We start from the raw sequence: 16323 nt of genomic DNA, 5'->3' as shown, positions 1-16323 counted from the left end.
GATTTATCGTTCACCAAGCAGGAGATAAGTTGGACTTTCTTGCTATCTACTGGAAGTTTCTTCGGTCTAGACTAGTCTAAATAGTAACTCGTAAGCGTTCTAACCTTAGCGCAGGCTCTAAAAGAGCCCATTCCCCTAAGCCCCAATCAGGATCAGATTCGGGCTTTTTTTTGTATAAAAAAGGCGCTCATTGAGCGCCTGACTTTGAAAATATAGATTAGTCTTCTTTGACTAGATAAATGCCATCCTTTTCGATTCGGATAAGGCCTTGTTTGTACAAGCCACCAATACTCTTCTTAAACGTACCTTTACTGGTGCGGAATACATCAAAGATCGCATCTGGCGATGACTTATCGCTTAACGGTAAAAAGCCTTCTCGTTTCTCTAGTTGTGCAATGATTTTTTCTGAAAGGTCATCCATCTTGGCTACCCCGACCTTCTGCAGAGCAAGGTCAATCTTGCCGTCTTCACGGATGTTCTTGATGAAACCTTTCAGTTTCTTACCAACAAAAATCTTACCAATAACATCAGATGGGAACAACATTCCCCAATGTTGACCATTCACAATCGCTTTAAACCCAAGATCACTGCGCTCAGCAATGATGAGGTCAACTTGTTCGTTGCGTTTATAGCTAGCTGGCGTTTTGTTCAAAAGTTTGTTGAACTTAGTTGTACCAACGATTCGACCTGACGCTTTATCGGTGTAGACATAAACCAATACACTCTGTCCTTCACGAAAGCGCGTACGTTGCTCACTGAATGGAATCAACAAGTCTTTGCTTTTGATACCCCAGCTAGCGAAAGCACCGGTCGAATTGACGCCCTCTATCTTCATCAGGCCCCACTCGCCAACTTCTGCGATAGGTTTTTCTGTTGTGGCAACAATTTCGTTATCCGAATCAAAATAGATGAACGCGTCGACTCTATCACCCACAGCAACGTCTTCTGGACAGAAGCGGTTTGGCAATAAAGCGCTACCGTATTCACCAGCGTCTAAGAATACACCGAAGTCAGTTATTTTCGTTACTTCAAGTGAGTGTGTGCGTCCAATTTGAATCATAGTGCTCTCTTTTGCGCTTACACTGTAAGCGATTAATGGAATAAGTGTTGTCTACGAAGTTGATAAATTTACACAGCTATCACGATAAGTTTATGTATACTTTAAGAGTTTCATGCAAACTCTCTGCTTGGTTATCGTAATTTAGCCTAAAACGCGTCGTTCATTGACACTATCTTCGCTTCATAGAACGTATTGCCGATGATTATACCCAAACTAGAGCGTGGTTTTAGCCTAAAAAACAATTTATTTTCAATTCGAGGTGTTATTTGATTACCGTTGATAAACAGGATGCAATTACTCTAAAGCTATCTCAAGTGATGGCTGCGAGTAAGAAAACGGAACTCGATTTTTATCTGTTTGTCCCAGGTGAACTCGGATTAGGACCAGAGGTGATCAAAGAAAGTGAAATTTACTTCAGTTCGCTACATCAAAAGCGCACCTATTTTAGTGACAAAACCCACCTACCCCTCGTGCACAGTCGCCTCGCAAAACGTGGCATTGTGTCTTCCGCTCAGTATCGAGTCAGTTTGAGTTTATATGGCTATCAGTATGTCGTCGCTTTAGATAAATCTGTCGCAGACTTAAATGCAAAAGCAGAGAAAGAACAGGCGATTGATGAAGATAGTGTCGATGATGTCATAGACCTTGCTCTCGACATACTTAAACGATTGAGACGTTCCGTTCCTTTTGATGAAGGCATGAAACGCTACTATGCAAATATTGACAACTACTTATCTTGGTATACTGAACAGCAGTTTTTGTCATTAGTCGCCCACCTACCTCGTGAAGGTGACTATAAAACCGTAAAGGAGCGCCTGCTCACTATTGCGGAGAAAGAGATAGCTCATCGTAAACTCAATAACTACAACTCTGAGAACGTTCGTAAATCTGCGACACGGATGAGTAACAAAATGCGCTTGTTGCGCAGGCTCATTGAGCACCCAATCGTGCTAAAAGAGGAATCTACGTCCCTCGGAGCGAACTTACAAAGGATGGTCAAAGGTATTGCCACCGGCTTCGTGATGGTGTTTGTGACGGTGACAGCGATCATGGCGCGGGATTATTGGGGGGAGATTACCGCCTCATTCATTATCGCCATGTCGTTTGTTTATGCCCTGCGTGAGATCTTTAAAGATGATCTCAGGGACATCATGTGGCGCTGGGTCAGAAAAGGGCGTGCTAAATGGCGACGTCGTTATTTCGACCCAACGACCAAAAAGGCGGTGGGTCAAAAACTCGAGTGGTTAGAGTTTACGTCTTTGAGCAAACTACCTGACCGTATCAAGACAATTCGAAAGAAACGTGTTGCTCAGCGAGAGGAACAAATCCTGCACTACCGTTATGAGGTAGAGATGGCAACATCGCGTTTTTTGAGCGGTTATGAGCAAACTCGAGAGAACTTATATCTCAACATGCGTTTTCTTACTCGGTTAATGGATAAGGGCTCAAATAAAATCTATCGCTTAAATAATGGTCAAGTGGTGAAAGACTCGGTAGAAAAACGTCACCTCTTGAACCTAATCGCTAGAGAAGTGAATGAAAAAGGTGAAGCGACTTACTACCGTTGGAAGTTGGTTATGAACCGAAGCAAAGTCGTTGATGTCGAAGCTATCCCTGTTGCTGAGATGAAACCAAAGTTTCTCGGGACAGATGAGGTCACCCCCGCTTCTTCACAGAAAGTGTAAGAACAAACTTTGCCATCACTTCATCACCGTGAAGTGATGGGCAGATTGCATTGATGGTCACCGCCTCGTTAACGCGCTCTCCAGTCGAGGTGGTTTTATCAAGCATCGCATCGATCAATTCACCATCTTCACAAACGAAAACCACGTCTGCCTCTGGCCTTTTCAGAAACTCCCCCTGAACGGCTTTAAACGCTAAGCTTATTTTTTCTCCTCGATTTTCTGCTTTGCTCATCGCCATAAAACCACCTGCGATGTCAGCCCCAACGGCCAACGCCCCAAAGTACATGCTATTGAGATGATTTTTGGTACGACGCTTAAGAGGAATCCTAATCTCTACTTTGTGCTCATTGAGCGTTAATATTTTTGGGCGACAAAGCCAAATGAGCGGCACTTTGCTCCAACCAAAGAGTGATAGATATAGGTTCGCTTTAAACAGAGGTGAAAACATACTTTGCCCCAACACAGAGAGTGATACTATCGTGGTTAGACCAGTTAAATTCATTGTTAACAATATTTCAACATGAGATGGTTGTTTTGTGACTTGTGATTTTCTCTAACCCACTGTTTAACGGTGTCATTCAATCCCGCAATTCCAGATTAAAATGCGATAAAACCGTTATCGCTGCTACTTTTGACGGTAAATCTTAATTTGTTCTAGTTAAACGGTTTCATGTAAGGCCATTTTTCGCTATCTTTGCTGTTTTCCAAAAACATAATTAGGCGATTATATGCCATTAAAAACAGATGAATTGCGTACTCAACCGCTTGGCCCTATGCCAGCACCTGCGGAACTGAGTCAAGCTCACCCTCTTACAGATGATGTTGCTGCACGCATTGAACTATCACGCCGCCAAATCGAGAAAATCCTTACTGGTGAGGACGACCGCCTTCTTTGTATCGTCGGTCCTTGCTCAGTGCATGACACCGAAGCTGCAATTGACTATGCAAACCGTCTAGCGTCGATTCAGGAACAGTACAAAGACGAGCTTTTCATCGTCATGCGCACCTACTTCGAAAAGCCGAGAACGGTTGTGGGTTGGAAAGGTTTGATTACTGATCCAAACCTAGACGGCTCCTACGCGCTTGAAGCGGGTCTTCACAAAGCACGTAAACTGCTGCTGGACATCAACAAGCTTGGCCTTGCAACAGCAACAGAGTTCCTTGACATGATCACAGGTCAGTACATCGCAGACCTGATCTCTTGGGGCGCAATCGGCGCACGTACCACGGAATCTCAGATCCACCGCGAGATGGCGTCTGCACTTTCATGCCCTGTGGGTTTCAAAAATGGTACCAACGGCAACGTGAAGATCTCAATTGATGCTATTCGTGCTTCTAAAGCTTCACACTACTTCTACTCTCCAGACAAAAATGGTCGTATGACGGTCTACCGTACTTCTGGCAACCCATACGGTCATGTCATTCTTCGTGGTGGGGATACTGGCCCTAACTTCGATTCTGCATCAGTTGCCGCAGCGTGTGCGAAACTGAAAGAGTTCGACCTCCCAGAGCGCCTTGTTGTAGACTTTAGCCACGCAAACTGTGAGAAACAACACCGCAAACAACTAGACGTTGCAAAAGACATCTGTGAGCAGATGGCGAGTGGTAGCCATCAAGTTGCGGGTATCATGGCAGAGAGCTTCATCGAAGAAGGTAATCAGTCTATGGATGACATCCATAACCTTGAATACGGTAAGTCGATCACTGACCCGTGCCTAAGCTGGGATCACACAAACCAAATGCTTGATATGCTGTCAGCGGCTGTTAAAGCACGCCGTAACCACAAATAAGGAACCGAGATATGCCTTCTTTTGATATTGTTTCTGAAATCGATACTGTTGAACTGCGTAACGCAATTGATAACGCAAACCGAGAGCTCTCTACACGCTTTGACTTCCGTAATGTGGAGGCAAGCTTCGAAATGGTTGAAGAAACCGCTAAGTTGTCTGCTGAGGGTGAGTTTCAGTTAAAGCAAATGCGTGACATGTTGCGTGCAAACCTGACCAAGCGCGGCGTTGACGTAAATGCGATGGAAGCACAAGACGCTAGTGCATCAGGCAAGATGTGGAGCCAAACTTGTGTATTCAAGCAAGGTATTGAAACACCTATCGCTAAGAAAATCGTCAAGCTTGTGAAAGACTCTAAAGTTAAGGTGCAAGTGTCTATTCAAGGTGACAAAGTGCGCGTCACTGGCAAAAAACGCGATGACCTGCAAGCAACAATGCAGCTGGTGCGCGAAGGTGAGCTAGGCCAACCATTCCAGTTTAATAACTTCCGTGACTAATCACACGAAGTGAGTATCTATAAGCAGCGCAGTTATGCGCTGCTTTTTTTTGTGTTTATCAAAAGCAGCTGAACCAGAACTGTCCCAGAACTCTTCCAGAACTGATCCAGGTTTTCCCCCTAGCGTAAGTACAGAGGCAACTCATGGAGTCACCTCCCTACTGTCAAAGGAAAAGATATGATCAGTCACATTGTAAACCGAACCTTTTTTATTCTTTCTGCTTTCCTGTTCTCTGCTTCAATCGCAGCGCATGAGCACGGCATGAAGAAAATGGACATCGTGGACACTGCTGTCGAAAATGGTTCATTCACTACACTCGTCGCCGCTGTGCAGGCTGCAGATTTAGTCGACACTTTGAAAGGCGAAGGTCCGTTCACAGTACTAGCCCCCACAGATGAAGCGTTTGCAGCACTACCAGACGGTACCGTTGAGATGCTGCTAATGCCGGAAAACAAAGACAAACTTATCGCTGTACTCACCTACCATGTACTCCCGGGGAAAGCGATGGCAGCAGATGTCGTGCAGTTATCTAGTGCAACCACAGTACAAGGTCAAGACGTCATGATTAAAGTCATGGGTGAAGATGTGATGATCAATGACGCGAACGTAGTCGCAGCAGATGTGATGGCGAGTAATGGTGTTATCCATGTCATCGACCGTGTTATTTTGCCACAATAACTAAAAATAGGGAGAGGTCGTCATGCGCGAGCGTGAACCGACCTCTTGTCATGCTGGTAAGCGTCGCCAGTTGTCTCGATAAACTGCTGGCGATAAACCAGCCCAACCTTTGAAAGCTCGATTAAAGTTACTGAGGTCGTTGTAACCCACCTTCCAACCGATCTCCTCAATAGGCAAGGCAGTCTCACGCAAAAGGCGAGACGACGCCTCCTGTCGAAAAATCTCTTTAAGCTGCTTGAAGCTATGACCGTTCTCTTTAAGTCGTCTTTGCAGCGTTCTTTTACTCAGGCCAACAACGTGACAAAACCTTTCAATACTCATGTTCGGTAACTATGCGTAATTGCTCAATAGCTTCAACGTGGCCTCTTGCCAATCCATTGTCGATGTATACTGGTCCACCAGGTCGAAGTGACTCTGCTCTCCGACTAATATTGCACCAAATGGTTTTCCAAACTCTATATGCTTAACGGCCCTCAATCGCTTCACTACATCGGGGGTATCGTCGCCAGCGACACGGATTTCATGCGGGAACCAATTTTGACCATAAAAATGGCGACATAACTGAATAATACAGCCCGTTCGATACCATTCTGCTTGAGAGAAGCCAGCGGCATGCTTCGGGATTGAGGCCATATGGCAAATGAACCAATGTCTATCAATACGTTCTGCCCAAAACTTAACGTGACTATTTAGCACGTTCATACTTTCTATCACGATGGATAATGCTTGTTCCAAACTTCCAACATTGGCTACGAGACGTGCGATGTCCGGTGCAACCTCGTTTAAGGTTGACTCCATTGCGACATCAATACCCAATGTCGGAGTTGTTTCTAATGACAAGAGCTGAACAAATCTCATCAAGTCGCGACTCATGTACCACTCTAAAGACTTCAGAAGGTCACGTTTAATACCAGACTTGTGTGCGATCGACAGCCAGTCAACCTTTTGCTTTTCGCAATATTTGATAAACGGAAGTACATTGGCGCTAGAGCTTATCAATAGCTGTGGTGATTCGTTTAACACAGGCATATTTTTACACTCTCATTAACTAAACGTTCGAAGGATTTCGACTGTGTACTTTCTCGCTGATGGTACTTGTACAGCTAACTACAGCGTAGGAACTATCCGATTTTCTGTCACTAATGTAGCAACTAGATAGAGTTTGGGAGGTATCTTACCCCTGCAGGTTATTACACTGTGACGCCGTCGATTTTTCGTACAACTCCCACTTATGTGTTTGCTACGCCGTGCAGGTTCAAAAGCAATTGGAGACAGTATAGTTGGATAAGCAAGGAGTAACAGGTCATTTGGTGCCATCGAATCGAGCTAAACACGTAAGGTGGTTAGGCTCGGTGAGTAAGGGCGCATCTATGACACCCTTACTCATACAAACTAATGACCGTTGTATAGCAGGCGAGCACCTTCAAATATCGCTAAGTGTTTTTCCATCTCTGCATCAGAGAGATAAACACAAATATTGCTCTCTTTTGATAGCGAAATGCTCTCTAACAGGTTTGCTATATCCGTGTACTGTGCTCTTTCAGCGTCACGACGAGCAATATCCACGAACGAGTAATCACAATCAGCTGGATACAAAACGAGCTCCCCCTTTTGCAATGCTTGCAACGAACGTAAAGTCAGTAAGTCCACTGCTTTGGGTAACTGAATCAACGTCAAGCTACCTCGCTTATCTATCCCACCTTCAAACAGCTTTTCATAAGCCACATCGAGAGACTCGCAAGTTGTCGCTGCCATGACTTCTGGTATAGCGAAAAAACGCTCCCAAAACACACGTCTCAAATCGACAGAGGGTAGTTTAGATTTAATGTCATCGCGTTTTGATGCGGCAAAATCCGCTAACAGGCCCATGTTTTGCGGTAAGTGACTCTCTAGCGTTTGGCGTATGTTACGTACTAACACAGGTGACGCTCCGCCACTTGATACCGCTATTTGAATTTTGCCTCTAGTAATCATCGAGGGAGTGATAAAGTCACAGTATGGCTGATCATCCACCACATTCACCATCAGACTAAGCTGTTTGGCATCATGATAGATGGCATGGTTAATCTCATTACTGTCTGTTGTCGCCCAAACTTGTATCAGATCACTGGATAAATATTCACTTTTATATGTATCTTCGACCCAATAACACAGACCTTTTTCAACACAATTAGCAAGATACTCATCCAAATGGGGAGAAATAATAGTGACGCGAGCGTTCGCCTTTATGAGTGCTTCAACTTTTCGACAAGCGACTTCACCGCCCCCGACCACTAGCACCGGCTTATCCGTAAGCTTCATAAATAGTGGAAAATACTGCATTAATACCTACTTCCTTTTTATGGCTAATAATCATCCAAATTGATCAACTTGGTGCATTTTGAGCCTATTTTTTACAAACATTAAAGATTTTTAACTGAAATTCAATAGTCAATCAGGTGATTAATCTAATTGAGCAAACCACCATCGACATAAAACCCACCTGAGCAGATAAAGTTTAGTGCATGATCACTTTGCACAATGTTAGTGCATTGTTGCACTATTTACATATAACCAACAATTAGTCATGCTAGGTTGCACAGCTTTGGTGAGGCGTCTTAAAAAACCTTTTTAAATTGAGTTGTTTGAGAAAATGAAAAACCTTACCTACGCTTAAGTTGCTTTTGCATTGTATGCAACTTGCAACGACCTGACAAAAATACTTATTGCTTTAACACAACATTTATTCAGGATTTTGTTTCAGGCTTGCACTGAAATGTACGGAAATAAACAGGAAGGATACACATGACTAAGAAACTCTCCTTGATTGCGTCTGCTGTTGTGGCTTCAACTGCTCTACTCTCTTCACAAGCTTTTGCCGCTGAAGCAACACTAGAAAAAGTATCAAAACAAGGCTTCGTGTCTTGTGGTGTGAGTACTGGCCTACCAGGCTTCTCAAACCCAAACTCGAAAGGCGAATGGGAAGGTATTGACGTTGAGTACTGCCAAGCGTTAGCTGCGGCTGTTCTTGGTGACAAAACAAAAGTTAAATACGTACCACTAACAGCGAAAGAGCGTTTTACCGCGCTACAATCAGGTGAAATTGATGTTCTGTCACGTAACACAACATGGACATTACACCGTGATACCGCACTGGGTTTGAACTTCGTAGGCGTTAACTACTACGATGGTCAGGGCTTTATGGTTAAGAAAGAGCTTGGTATTTCAAGTGCAAAAGAACTTGATGGCGCTGCAGTTTGTGTTCAATCAGGTACAACAACTGAGCTAAACCTTGCCGATTACTTCCGCAATGAAGGGATGTCATACAAGCCTGTTGTATTTGATACGGCAGCACAAACATCGAAAGGTTTTGATGCCGGTCGTTGTGACGTACTTACAACTGACCAATCTGGTCTATACGGTCTGCGTCTGAACCTCGCTGACCCTAGCTCTGCTGTGGTACTTCCAGAAATTATCTCTAAAGAGCCTTTAGGCCCGGTAGTTCGCCAGGGTGATGACCAGTGGTTCAACATTGCTAAGTGGACACTAAATGCAATGATTAACGCTGAAGAGTACGGTATTACCTCTGCGAATGCTGATGAGATGTTGAAATCGACGGATCCAAACATCAAGCGTATCCTTGGCGTTGATGGCCCACAAGGTAAAGGTCTTGGTATCCGTGATGACTGGGGTTACCAAGTGATCAAACAAGTGGGTAACTACGGCGAGAGTTTTGAGCGTACTGTTGGTACTGGCTCTCCTCTAGAAATCTCTCGCGGCGTCAATGCACTATGGAACAAAGGCGGCTTCATGTATGCGCCTCCACTACGATAACCAAGAGTAGTGTTTTGCAAAGATAATAATTATATGGGGCGGCTTTGCTGCCCCTTTTATCAAGCGCTCTGGCCCCTAATTCACTAGGGATTCAAATGGACTTGAGGTTACAGTTGTATGAAAACCACTAATGTCGAAAATTCGACGTCCAAAAGTGCGTCGAAATCGGGCTCTAATATTCTATATAACCCCACCTTTCGCTCGGTTACTTTTCAAATACTCGCCATTGTCGGGTTACTCTTTTTCTTCTACACCATCGTCAACAATGCCCTAACCAACTTAGAAGCCCGCGGTATCGCAACGGGTTTTGGTTTCCTAGAGCAAGAAGCTGGGTTTGGTATTGGACTCACGCTGGTGGAATATGATGAAACGTTCTCCTATGGTAGAACCTTTCTCGTTGGGCTACTCAATACCGCATTGGTCTCTGTTTTAGGGATTATTGTGGCCACCGTACTCGGTTTTGCCATTGGTATTGCTCGACTATCATCAAACTGGCTTGTTAGCCGATTAGCTGCGGTATACATCGAGATATTCCGTAACATCCCTCTCCTTCTTCAAATTTTCTTTTGGTATTTCGCCGTTCTGCAGGTTCTCCCTTCACCAAGACAAAGTTTAAGTCTCGGTGAGGCCATCTTTCTCAATGTTCGAGGCCTGTACTTCCCAGGGCCTGTGTTTAACGAAGGCAGTGGGTTGGTTATCGGCGCGCTCATCATTGGTGTCGTCGCTACCGTCGCTATCAGTATTTGGGCTAAGAACAAACAGAAACTAACAGGACAGCAAACACCTCTGGGTCGTATTGCACTTGGACTTTGTGTCGTCTTGCCACTGGTTGTTTTCTTTATTGCAGGCAAGCCAATCAGCTTAGATTACCCTGCATTAAAAGGGTTTAACTTCCGCGGCGGTGTTAGCATCATTCCAGAGCTTGCGGCACTATTACTTGCACTCAGTATCTATACTGCCTCGTTTATTGCAGAGATCGTACGCTCAGGCATTAATGCAGTGAACCACGGCCAAACGGAAGCGGCAATGTCGCTGGGGCTACCACGCTCGCGCACATTGAAACTGATTGTGATCCCTCAAGCATTGAGAATCATCATTCCTCCACTCACCAGCCAGTACTTAAACCTAACTAAAAACTCATCGCTCGCGATGGCGATTGGTTATCCTGATTTAGTATCCGTATTTGCTGGAACGACCCTTAACCAAACCGGTCAAGCAATTGAAATCATCGCGATGACGATGGCTGTTTACTTGTCACTCAGCTTAATCACATCGGCGTTGATGAACCTGTACAACCGTAAAGTCGCATTGGTGGAGAGATAATATGAAAGTGCATCAATTTCAGCCTGATCTTCCACCGCCGCCGAATACGGTTGGCTTGGTTGGCTGGCTAAAACGAAACCTATTTAATGGACCAATTAACTCCATTGTCACCGTAATTCTGGCCTATTTTGCCGTATCTCTACTTTGGACGACGTTTGATTGGGCAATCCTTAAAGCAGACTGGGTAGGTGAAACTCGCGATGCATGTTCGCGTGAAGGTGCTTGTTGGGTATTTATTAGTGTCCGTTGGCAGCAGTTTATGTATGGGTTCTATCCAGAAGCTGAACTGTGGCGCCCTCGCCTGTTTTACGCAACGCTTGCCATCTTCACCGTTCTTCTCGCCTATGAGAAAACACCGAAGCGCACATGGATTTTCTTGTTCTTCGTTAACATCTATCCATTCATCATCGGCGCACTGCTGTACGGTGGTGTATTTGGTCTCGAAGTCGTGGAAACACACCGTTGGGGTGGTCTGCTTGTTACGTTAATCATTGCGCTTGTTGGTATCGTAGTTTCATTACCTATCGGTGTAGCACTTGCCCTCGGTCGACGTTCAGACATGCCTATTATTCGCAGTATCTGTACTGTCTACATTGAAGTATGGCGTGGTGTACCACTGATTACCGTACTATTCATGGCATCTGTTATGCTACCGCTCTTCTTAACGCAAGGCGCTGACACCGACAAGCTCATTCGCGCACTAATCGGTGTGGTGATGTTTAGTGCTGCCTATATGGCAGAAGTGGTACGCGGTGGCCTACAAGCGATTCCAAAAGGACAATACGAGGCGGCTGACGCACTTGGATTAAGCTATTGGAAAAAGATGGGACTCATCATCCTGCCACAAGCGTTGAAGATTACCATTCCATCGATTGTAAACACCTTTATCGGTCTATTTAAAGATACCAGTCTAGTACTTATCATTGGTATGTTTGATGTACTGGGTATTGGCCAAGCCGCCAACACTGACCCCGAGTGGTTAGGGTTTGCAACAGAAAGTTACATATTTGTTGGGTTAGTGTTCTGGATCTTCTGTTTTGGCATGTCGAGATATTCGATATGGCTCGAAAACAAACTGCATACCGGTCACAAACGATAAAAGAAACTCAGGGACGTATTATGACACAACAAGATTTAGTAATTGAAATCAATGACATGAACAAGTGGTACGGCGAATTTCATGTTCTTAAAAACATCAACCTTCAAGTTAAGAAAGGTGAGAAGATAGTGGTTTGTGGGCCTTCTGGCTCGGGCAAGTCAACCATGATTCGCTGTATTAACCGACTTGAGGAGCATCAAAAGGGACAGATTGTCGTTTCTGGTAACGAGCTCACCGAAGATCTGAAGAACATTGAAGCAGTTCGTAGAGAAGTCGGTATGTGTTTCCAACACTTCAACCTCTTCCCTCACCTAACGGTACTAGAGAACTGTACGCTAGCACCGATTTGGGTGAAAAAAATGCCAAAAGAAGAGGCAGAAGCGATTGCAATGAAATACTTAGAGCGCGTAAAGATCCCAGATCAAGCAGACAAGTACCCAGGCCAGCTTTCGGGCGGTCAGCAGCAACGTGTCGCAATTGCTCGTTCACTTTGCATGAACCCACAAGTGATGCTTTTTGATGAACCAACATCTGCCCTCGACCCAGAGATGGTTCGTGAAGTTCTTGACGTTATGGTCGAACTGGCTGAAGAAGGCATGACCATGATTTGTGTGACCCACGAAATGGGCTTTGCTAAGGAAGTGGCCGACCGTGTTATTTTCATGGATGCGGGTGAAATCATTGAAGAAAACAACCCTGTCGATTTCTTCGAAAACCCTCAATCTGACCGTACTCAGAATTTCTTAGCACAGATTCTGCATCACTAGAGTCAGCAAAGGAGGAAGGTTGAAGGGTCTATCCTTTTACCTTCTTCCTCTCGGTTTTCTTTAATCGCATTCAACTAGAGTCCGGGATAAGTGATAATCGACCCTATTTCACAGCGTTAGATGCGATTCTTACACCCTGTTACAACTCTGTAACCACTCAAATAGCCATTTCTATTATTATTAAGCAATTGATCCTTAGCCGCATTTTGGGGCTAAGAAATAATATCCCTATTGGTTTTGGGCTTGATTTTTTCTAGTTTTGCCCCCATAAAGGAAGTAAATAACTATCATTCTTTTACGAGGAAGATTATGAACAACCCTATGTTTAGCCGTACAGCGACTCAAGAGAGCGCTCTACAAACAAACAAAGTACTACGTAACACGTATGCTCTACTGTCTATGACCCTGCTGTGGTCTGCAGTTGTTGCTGCATTCTCTATGGCAATGAACCTACCACGTCCAGGCTTGATCCTGATGCTCGTCGGCTTCTACGGTCTACTTTTCCTAACAGAAAAGAACCGCAACAACAGCATGGGTCTTGTCTTTACATTCCTATTTACTGGTTTCCTAGGCTACACAACTGGCCCTATCCTAAGCATGTACATCGGTGCAGGCATGGGTGATGTCGTTCTAACTGCTCTTGGTGGTACTGCCCTTGCGTTCATGGGTGCGTCAGCATACGCGCTAACAACTAAACGCGACCTATCATTCCTAAATGGCATGCTAATGGCTGGTTTCGTTGTTCTGCTTGTTGGTATGGTAGCGAACATCTTCCTACAGATGCCTATGCTATATCTAGCGATGAGTGCGATGTTTATCCTTTTCTCAACAGGTGTTATCTTGCTGACAACTCAGTCAATCATCCGCGGCGGCGAAACTAACTACATCTCAGCGACAGTTAGCCTTTACGTATCGCTATACAACATCTTCATCAGCCTACTCAGCATTCTAGGTGTGATGAACGACGACTAATCTTTAAGATTACTCCAAAATCCAAGCCCGAGCATCTCGCTCGGGCTTTTTGTTTTCAATCACTTCAATAGGGTTTACACTTGCCAAGTGTCGAATAAAACCATCAACAATTATGTTTGTATTTAAAGAAAAACAGATCGAAACTGACGCCCAAGGCTACCTACTTAATCACAAAGACTGGGAGCCAGAGATGATTAATATACTCGCTGAGCAAGAAGGCATCGAACTGACGGAAGCGCATTTGGAAGTTGTGCATTTTGTGCGTGATTTCTATGAAGAGTTCAACACCTCTCCTGCTGTTCGTATGCTGGTAAAGGCGATGGAGAAGAAGTACGGTCCTGAAAAAGGCAACAGTAAGTATCTTTTTAAACTGTTCAAACAGGGCCCAGCTAAGCAAGCTACGAAGCTAGCAGGCTTACCAAAACCAGCGAAGTGCCTCTAAAAGAACCCAACCAGTAACAAATAAGCCATAAGTTACAATGTCACCAGGGTCGCATCAATTGCGACCTTAACTTATAGGGGTTATTGAATTTCAAACCCTCTCATCTCCACTAAAGCCACCGGCTCACTGACCACAGAGTCCACGGATGCAGTTCTGGGCCCTCCACTCAACCACATCTCGAGTTGCTCTATCGCGCCATCTTCTCCGGTCGCTAACACCTCAACATTGCCATTCGCTAAGTTTCTCGCGTAGCCATTTAAGCCCAATTTCAATCCTTCATGACAAGTGTGATAGCGAAACCCAACACCTTGCACAACCCCAGATACAATGAACTTTCGTGATACATGAGACATCTTATTCTCCTTAACAATCGATGTTTACGCTCATTAATTGTAGAAGCATTTAGATTAGTTGGAATGGGATCAGCCACATACCTTGCTTTTGTTCTACTCTTTATACAAAATAGCCGACCATTTTCCCCATCACAGTTTGAAAACGAGTTCATTTATGAAACCAGCGATTTACCTAACCCGCGGTCGTGAAAAGTCACTACAGCGTCGACACCCTTGGATCTTTTCACGCGGTATTGAGCGAGTTAAAGGTGAGCCTCAACTAGGCGAAACCGTTGATGTTTTCAGCCATAAAGGCCAATGGTTAGCAAAAGCCGCCTATTCGCCAAACTCTCAAATCCGAGCTCGTGTATGGTCATTTGAAAAAGTCGAGATTGACCAAAGTTTCTTTGAAAAGCGCATTAACGACGCACTTGTTCTGCGTGAAGATGTCATTGAACGTGATGGTCTTACAGGCTTTCGCTTGATTGCAGCAGAAAATGACGGCCTACCCGGCGTTACGATCGATAAGTTTGACAACTACTTAGTTTGTCAGCTGCTAAGTGCAGGTGCAGACCGTCATCGCGATACTCTAGTTAAAGCACTGCTCGTTGTTTTCCCAGACTGTAATATCTACGAGCGCTCTGATGTTGCTATCCGTAAGAAAGAAGGCCTTGAGGAAGTAACCGGTGTATTACACGGCGCAATGCCTCCTGCTAATGTCTGGATAGAGGAAAACGGCATTAAAATCGGCGTTGATATCGAGAATGGTCACAAAACAGGCTTTTACCTTGATCAACGCGATAGCCGTCAGCAATCGATGAAGTACGTTAAGGACAAAGAAGTACTTAACTGTTTCTCATACACCGGAGGCTTTGGCCTTTATGCGCTTAAAGGCGGCGCGTCACGTGTCATTAATGCTGATGTTTCACAACCTGCGCTAGACAAAGCAAAAGAGAACGCAATCGAAAATGGCTTTGATATCTCTAAAAAGCGCGCAGTGTTCTTAAACGCAGATGTATTCAAGTTACTACGCGAATATCGAGATCAAGGTACCAAGTTTGACGTCGTCATCATGGACCCACCGAAGTTTGCTGACACCAAAGCCCAGTTAAATGGTGCATGCCGCGGCTACAAAGATATCAACATGCTTGCCATGCAAATCCTCAAACCCGGTGGCACCTTGCTTACATACTCTTGCTCTGGCTTGATGGACCAAAATCTTTTCCAAAAAATTATCGCAGACGCAGCCGTTGATGCTGGCCGCTCAGTGAAATTTGTAGAACGTTTCGAACAAGCAGCCGATCATCCAACGGATACAGCATACCCAGAAGGTTTCTACCTAAAAGGCTTTGCTTGTAAGGTTCTTTAAAACCTAGATTTGAGGTAGAAGTCTAGAGGTTCTCCACTTCTACCTTCTACCTTCTACAAAATCATCACATACGATTTCTTCGTTGCAATAAATTCATCGCCAAACCCACGTTACATTCGCCTCCATCGCTCATTCCCTCACCAACCTGTTCACAAAAAAAACAAACAGTCACAAAACCTTGATTTTACACTTGCACGCTCCGATTAGAGCCGTTAATATCCATCTCGTTCTTAAGGAATGGGTCCGTAGCTCAGTTGGTTAGAGTACTACCTTGACATGGTAGGGGTCGGCGATTCGAGTTCGCCCGGACCCACCACTCCTTACTGCATAAAGATGCAAAAGAACACAATCTGGATCCGTAGCTCAGTTGGTTAGAGTACCGCCTTGACATGGCGGGGGTCGGCGATTCGAGTTCGCCCGGATCCACCATATTCGTTCTTATGAACAATCACAAAGCCCGCTTTTATAGCGGGCTTTGTTGTATTTGAGACTTAGTGAG

The 16323-nt window shown here is 44.7% G+C and carries 17 protein-coding genes and 2 tRNA genes; 13 read left to right on the top strand and 6 right to left on the bottom strand.

Features of this window, described 5'->3' with window-relative positions:
- Window positions 1-217: 217 nt before the first annotated feature.
- Window positions 218-1060, bottom strand: a complete 843-nt coding sequence (locus GT360_RS07050) for a CvfB family protein (RefSeq protein ID WP_164648191.1) — start codon at window positions 1058-1060, stop codon at window positions 218-220.
- Window positions 1061-1326: 266 nt separating this feature from the next.
- Between GT360_RS07050 and GT360_RS07045 the strand changes: the two genes are divergently transcribed.
- On the top strand, window positions 1327-2745 hold the full coding sequence (locus GT360_RS07045) for a hypothetical protein (protein WP_164648190.1): 1419 nt from the start codon (window positions 1327-1329) through the stop codon (window positions 2743-2745).
- On the opposite strand, the gene GT360_RS07040 is transcribed toward GT360_RS07045, so the two are convergent.
- Window positions 2717-3193 carry a PaaI family thioesterase gene (locus GT360_RS07040; protein ID WP_164648189.1) on the bottom strand — a complete coding sequence of 159 codons (477 nt, stop codon included), beginning with the start codon at window positions 3191-3193 and terminating at the stop codon, window positions 2717-2719. The genes GT360_RS07045 and GT360_RS07040 overlap by 29 nt on opposite strands.
- 280 nt (window positions 3194-3473) lie before the next feature.
- Between GT360_RS07040 and GT360_RS07035 the strand changes: the two genes are divergently transcribed.
- From GT360_RS07035 to GT360_RS07025, 3 genes are all read left to right on the top strand, one after another.
- Window positions 3474-4535 (top strand): 3-deoxy-7-phosphoheptulonate synthase, encoded by a 1062-nt coding sequence (locus GT360_RS07035; protein WP_164648188.1) that lies wholly within the window; start codon window positions 3474-3476, stop codon window positions 4533-4535.
- A gap of 11 nt (window positions 4536-4546) precedes the next feature.
- Window positions 4547-5029, top strand: coding sequence for a YajQ family cyclic di-GMP-binding protein (locus tag GT360_RS07030; RefSeq protein ID WP_164648187.1), 483 nt, complete (start codon window positions 4547-4549; stop codon window positions 5027-5029).
- Between the two features lie 177 nt (window positions 5030-5206).
- Window positions 5207-5707 carry a fasciclin domain-containing protein gene (locus GT360_RS07025; RefSeq protein WP_164648186.1) on the top strand — a complete coding sequence of 167 codons (501 nt, stop codon included), beginning with the start codon at window positions 5207-5209 and terminating at the stop codon, window positions 5705-5707.
- Window positions 5708-5755: 48 nt separating this feature from the next.
- Here the strand turns inward: GT360_RS07025 and GT360_RS07020 are convergent, their stop codons facing one another.
- The 3 genes from GT360_RS07020 to GT360_RS07010 form a co-directional block, all read right to left on the bottom strand.
- Complete coding sequence (locus GT360_RS07020; protein ID WP_164648185.1) at window positions 5756-6028, bottom strand: helix-turn-helix domain-containing protein; 273 nt, start codon at window positions 6026-6028, stop codon at window positions 5756-5758.
- A gap of 9 nt (window positions 6029-6037) precedes the next feature.
- Window positions 6038-6736: a hypothetical protein gene (locus tag GT360_RS07015; protein ID WP_164648184.1), complete on the bottom strand. Its 699-nt coding sequence runs from the start codon at window positions 6734-6736 to the stop codon at window positions 6038-6040.
- Window positions 6737-7099: 363 nt separating this feature from the next.
- Window positions 7100-8029: a precorrin-2 dehydrogenase/sirohydrochlorin ferrochelatase family protein gene (locus GT360_RS07010; RefSeq protein WP_164648183.1), complete on the bottom strand. Its 930-nt coding sequence runs from the start codon at window positions 8027-8029 to the stop codon at window positions 7100-7102.
- Between the two features lie 462 nt (window positions 8030-8491).
- Here GT360_RS07010 and GT360_RS07005 point away from each other — a divergent pair, with 462 nt between their 5' ends.
- The 6 genes from GT360_RS07005 to GT360_RS06980 all read left to right on the top strand — a co-directional run bounded on the left by GT360_RS07005 (window position 8492) and on the right by GT360_RS06980 (window position 14123).
- Window positions 8492-9520, top strand: coding sequence for an amino acid ABC transporter substrate-binding protein (locus tag GT360_RS07005; protein WP_164648182.1), 1029 nt, complete (start codon window positions 8492-8494; stop codon window positions 9518-9520).
- 117 nt (window positions 9521-9637) lie between these two features.
- On the top strand, window positions 9638-10843 hold the full coding sequence (locus tag GT360_RS07000; protein ID WP_164648181.1) for an amino acid ABC transporter permease: 1206 nt from the start codon (window positions 9638-9640) through the stop codon (window positions 10841-10843).
- A 1-nt stretch (window position 10844) separates the two neighbouring features.
- Entirely contained in the window at window positions 10845-11942 is a 1098-nt protein-coding gene (locus GT360_RS06995) for an amino acid ABC transporter permease (protein WP_164648180.1), read from the top strand.
- Between the two features lie 20 nt (window positions 11943-11962).
- Complete coding sequence (locus tag GT360_RS06990) at window positions 11963-12709, top strand: amino acid ABC transporter ATP-binding protein (RefSeq protein WP_204274552.1); 747 nt, start codon at window positions 11963-11965, stop codon at window positions 12707-12709.
- Between the two features lie 309 nt (window positions 12710-13018).
- Entirely contained in the window at window positions 13019-13681 is a 663-nt protein-coding gene (locus GT360_RS06985) for a Bax inhibitor-1/YccA family protein (RefSeq protein ID WP_164648179.1), read from the top strand.
- A 112-nt stretch (window positions 13682-13793) separates the two neighbouring features.
- Window positions 13794-14123, top strand: coding sequence for a TusE/DsrC/DsvC family sulfur relay protein (locus tag GT360_RS06980; protein WP_164648178.1), 330 nt, complete (start codon window positions 13794-13796; stop codon window positions 14121-14123).
- A gap of 80 nt (window positions 14124-14203) precedes the next feature.
- On the opposite strand, the gene yccX is transcribed toward GT360_RS06980, so the two are convergent.
- A complete protein-coding gene (yccX, locus tag GT360_RS06975) occupies window positions 14204-14476 on the bottom strand; it encodes an acylphosphatase (protein WP_164648177.1) in 273 nt (90 codons plus the stop codon).
- A 154-nt stretch (window positions 14477-14630) separates the two neighbouring features.
- Here yccX and GT360_RS06970 point away from each other — a divergent pair, with 154 nt between their 5' ends.
- From GT360_RS06970 to GT360_RS06960, 3 genes are all read left to right on the top strand, one after another.
- On the top strand, window positions 14631-15824 hold the full coding sequence (locus GT360_RS06970) for a class I SAM-dependent methyltransferase (RefSeq protein ID WP_164648176.1): 1194 nt from the start codon (window positions 14631-14633) through the stop codon (window positions 15822-15824).
- A gap of 239 nt (window positions 15825-16063) precedes the next feature.
- Window positions 16064-16140 (top strand) — tRNA-Val (locus GT360_RS06965).
- 36 nt (window positions 16141-16176) lie between these two features.
- A tRNA-Val gene (locus GT360_RS06960) sits at window positions 16177-16253 on the top strand.
- Window positions 16254-16323 lie beyond the last annotated feature (70 nt).

The sequence above is a fragment of the Vibrio astriarenae genome, from assembly GCF_010587385.1.
GTDB classification, from domain to species: Bacteria; Pseudomonadota; Gammaproteobacteria; order Enterobacterales; family Vibrionaceae; genus Vibrio; species Vibrio astriarenae.
Note: the sequence above shows the minus strand (reverse complement) of the source record. Positions and strands in the feature narration are given on the sequence as shown.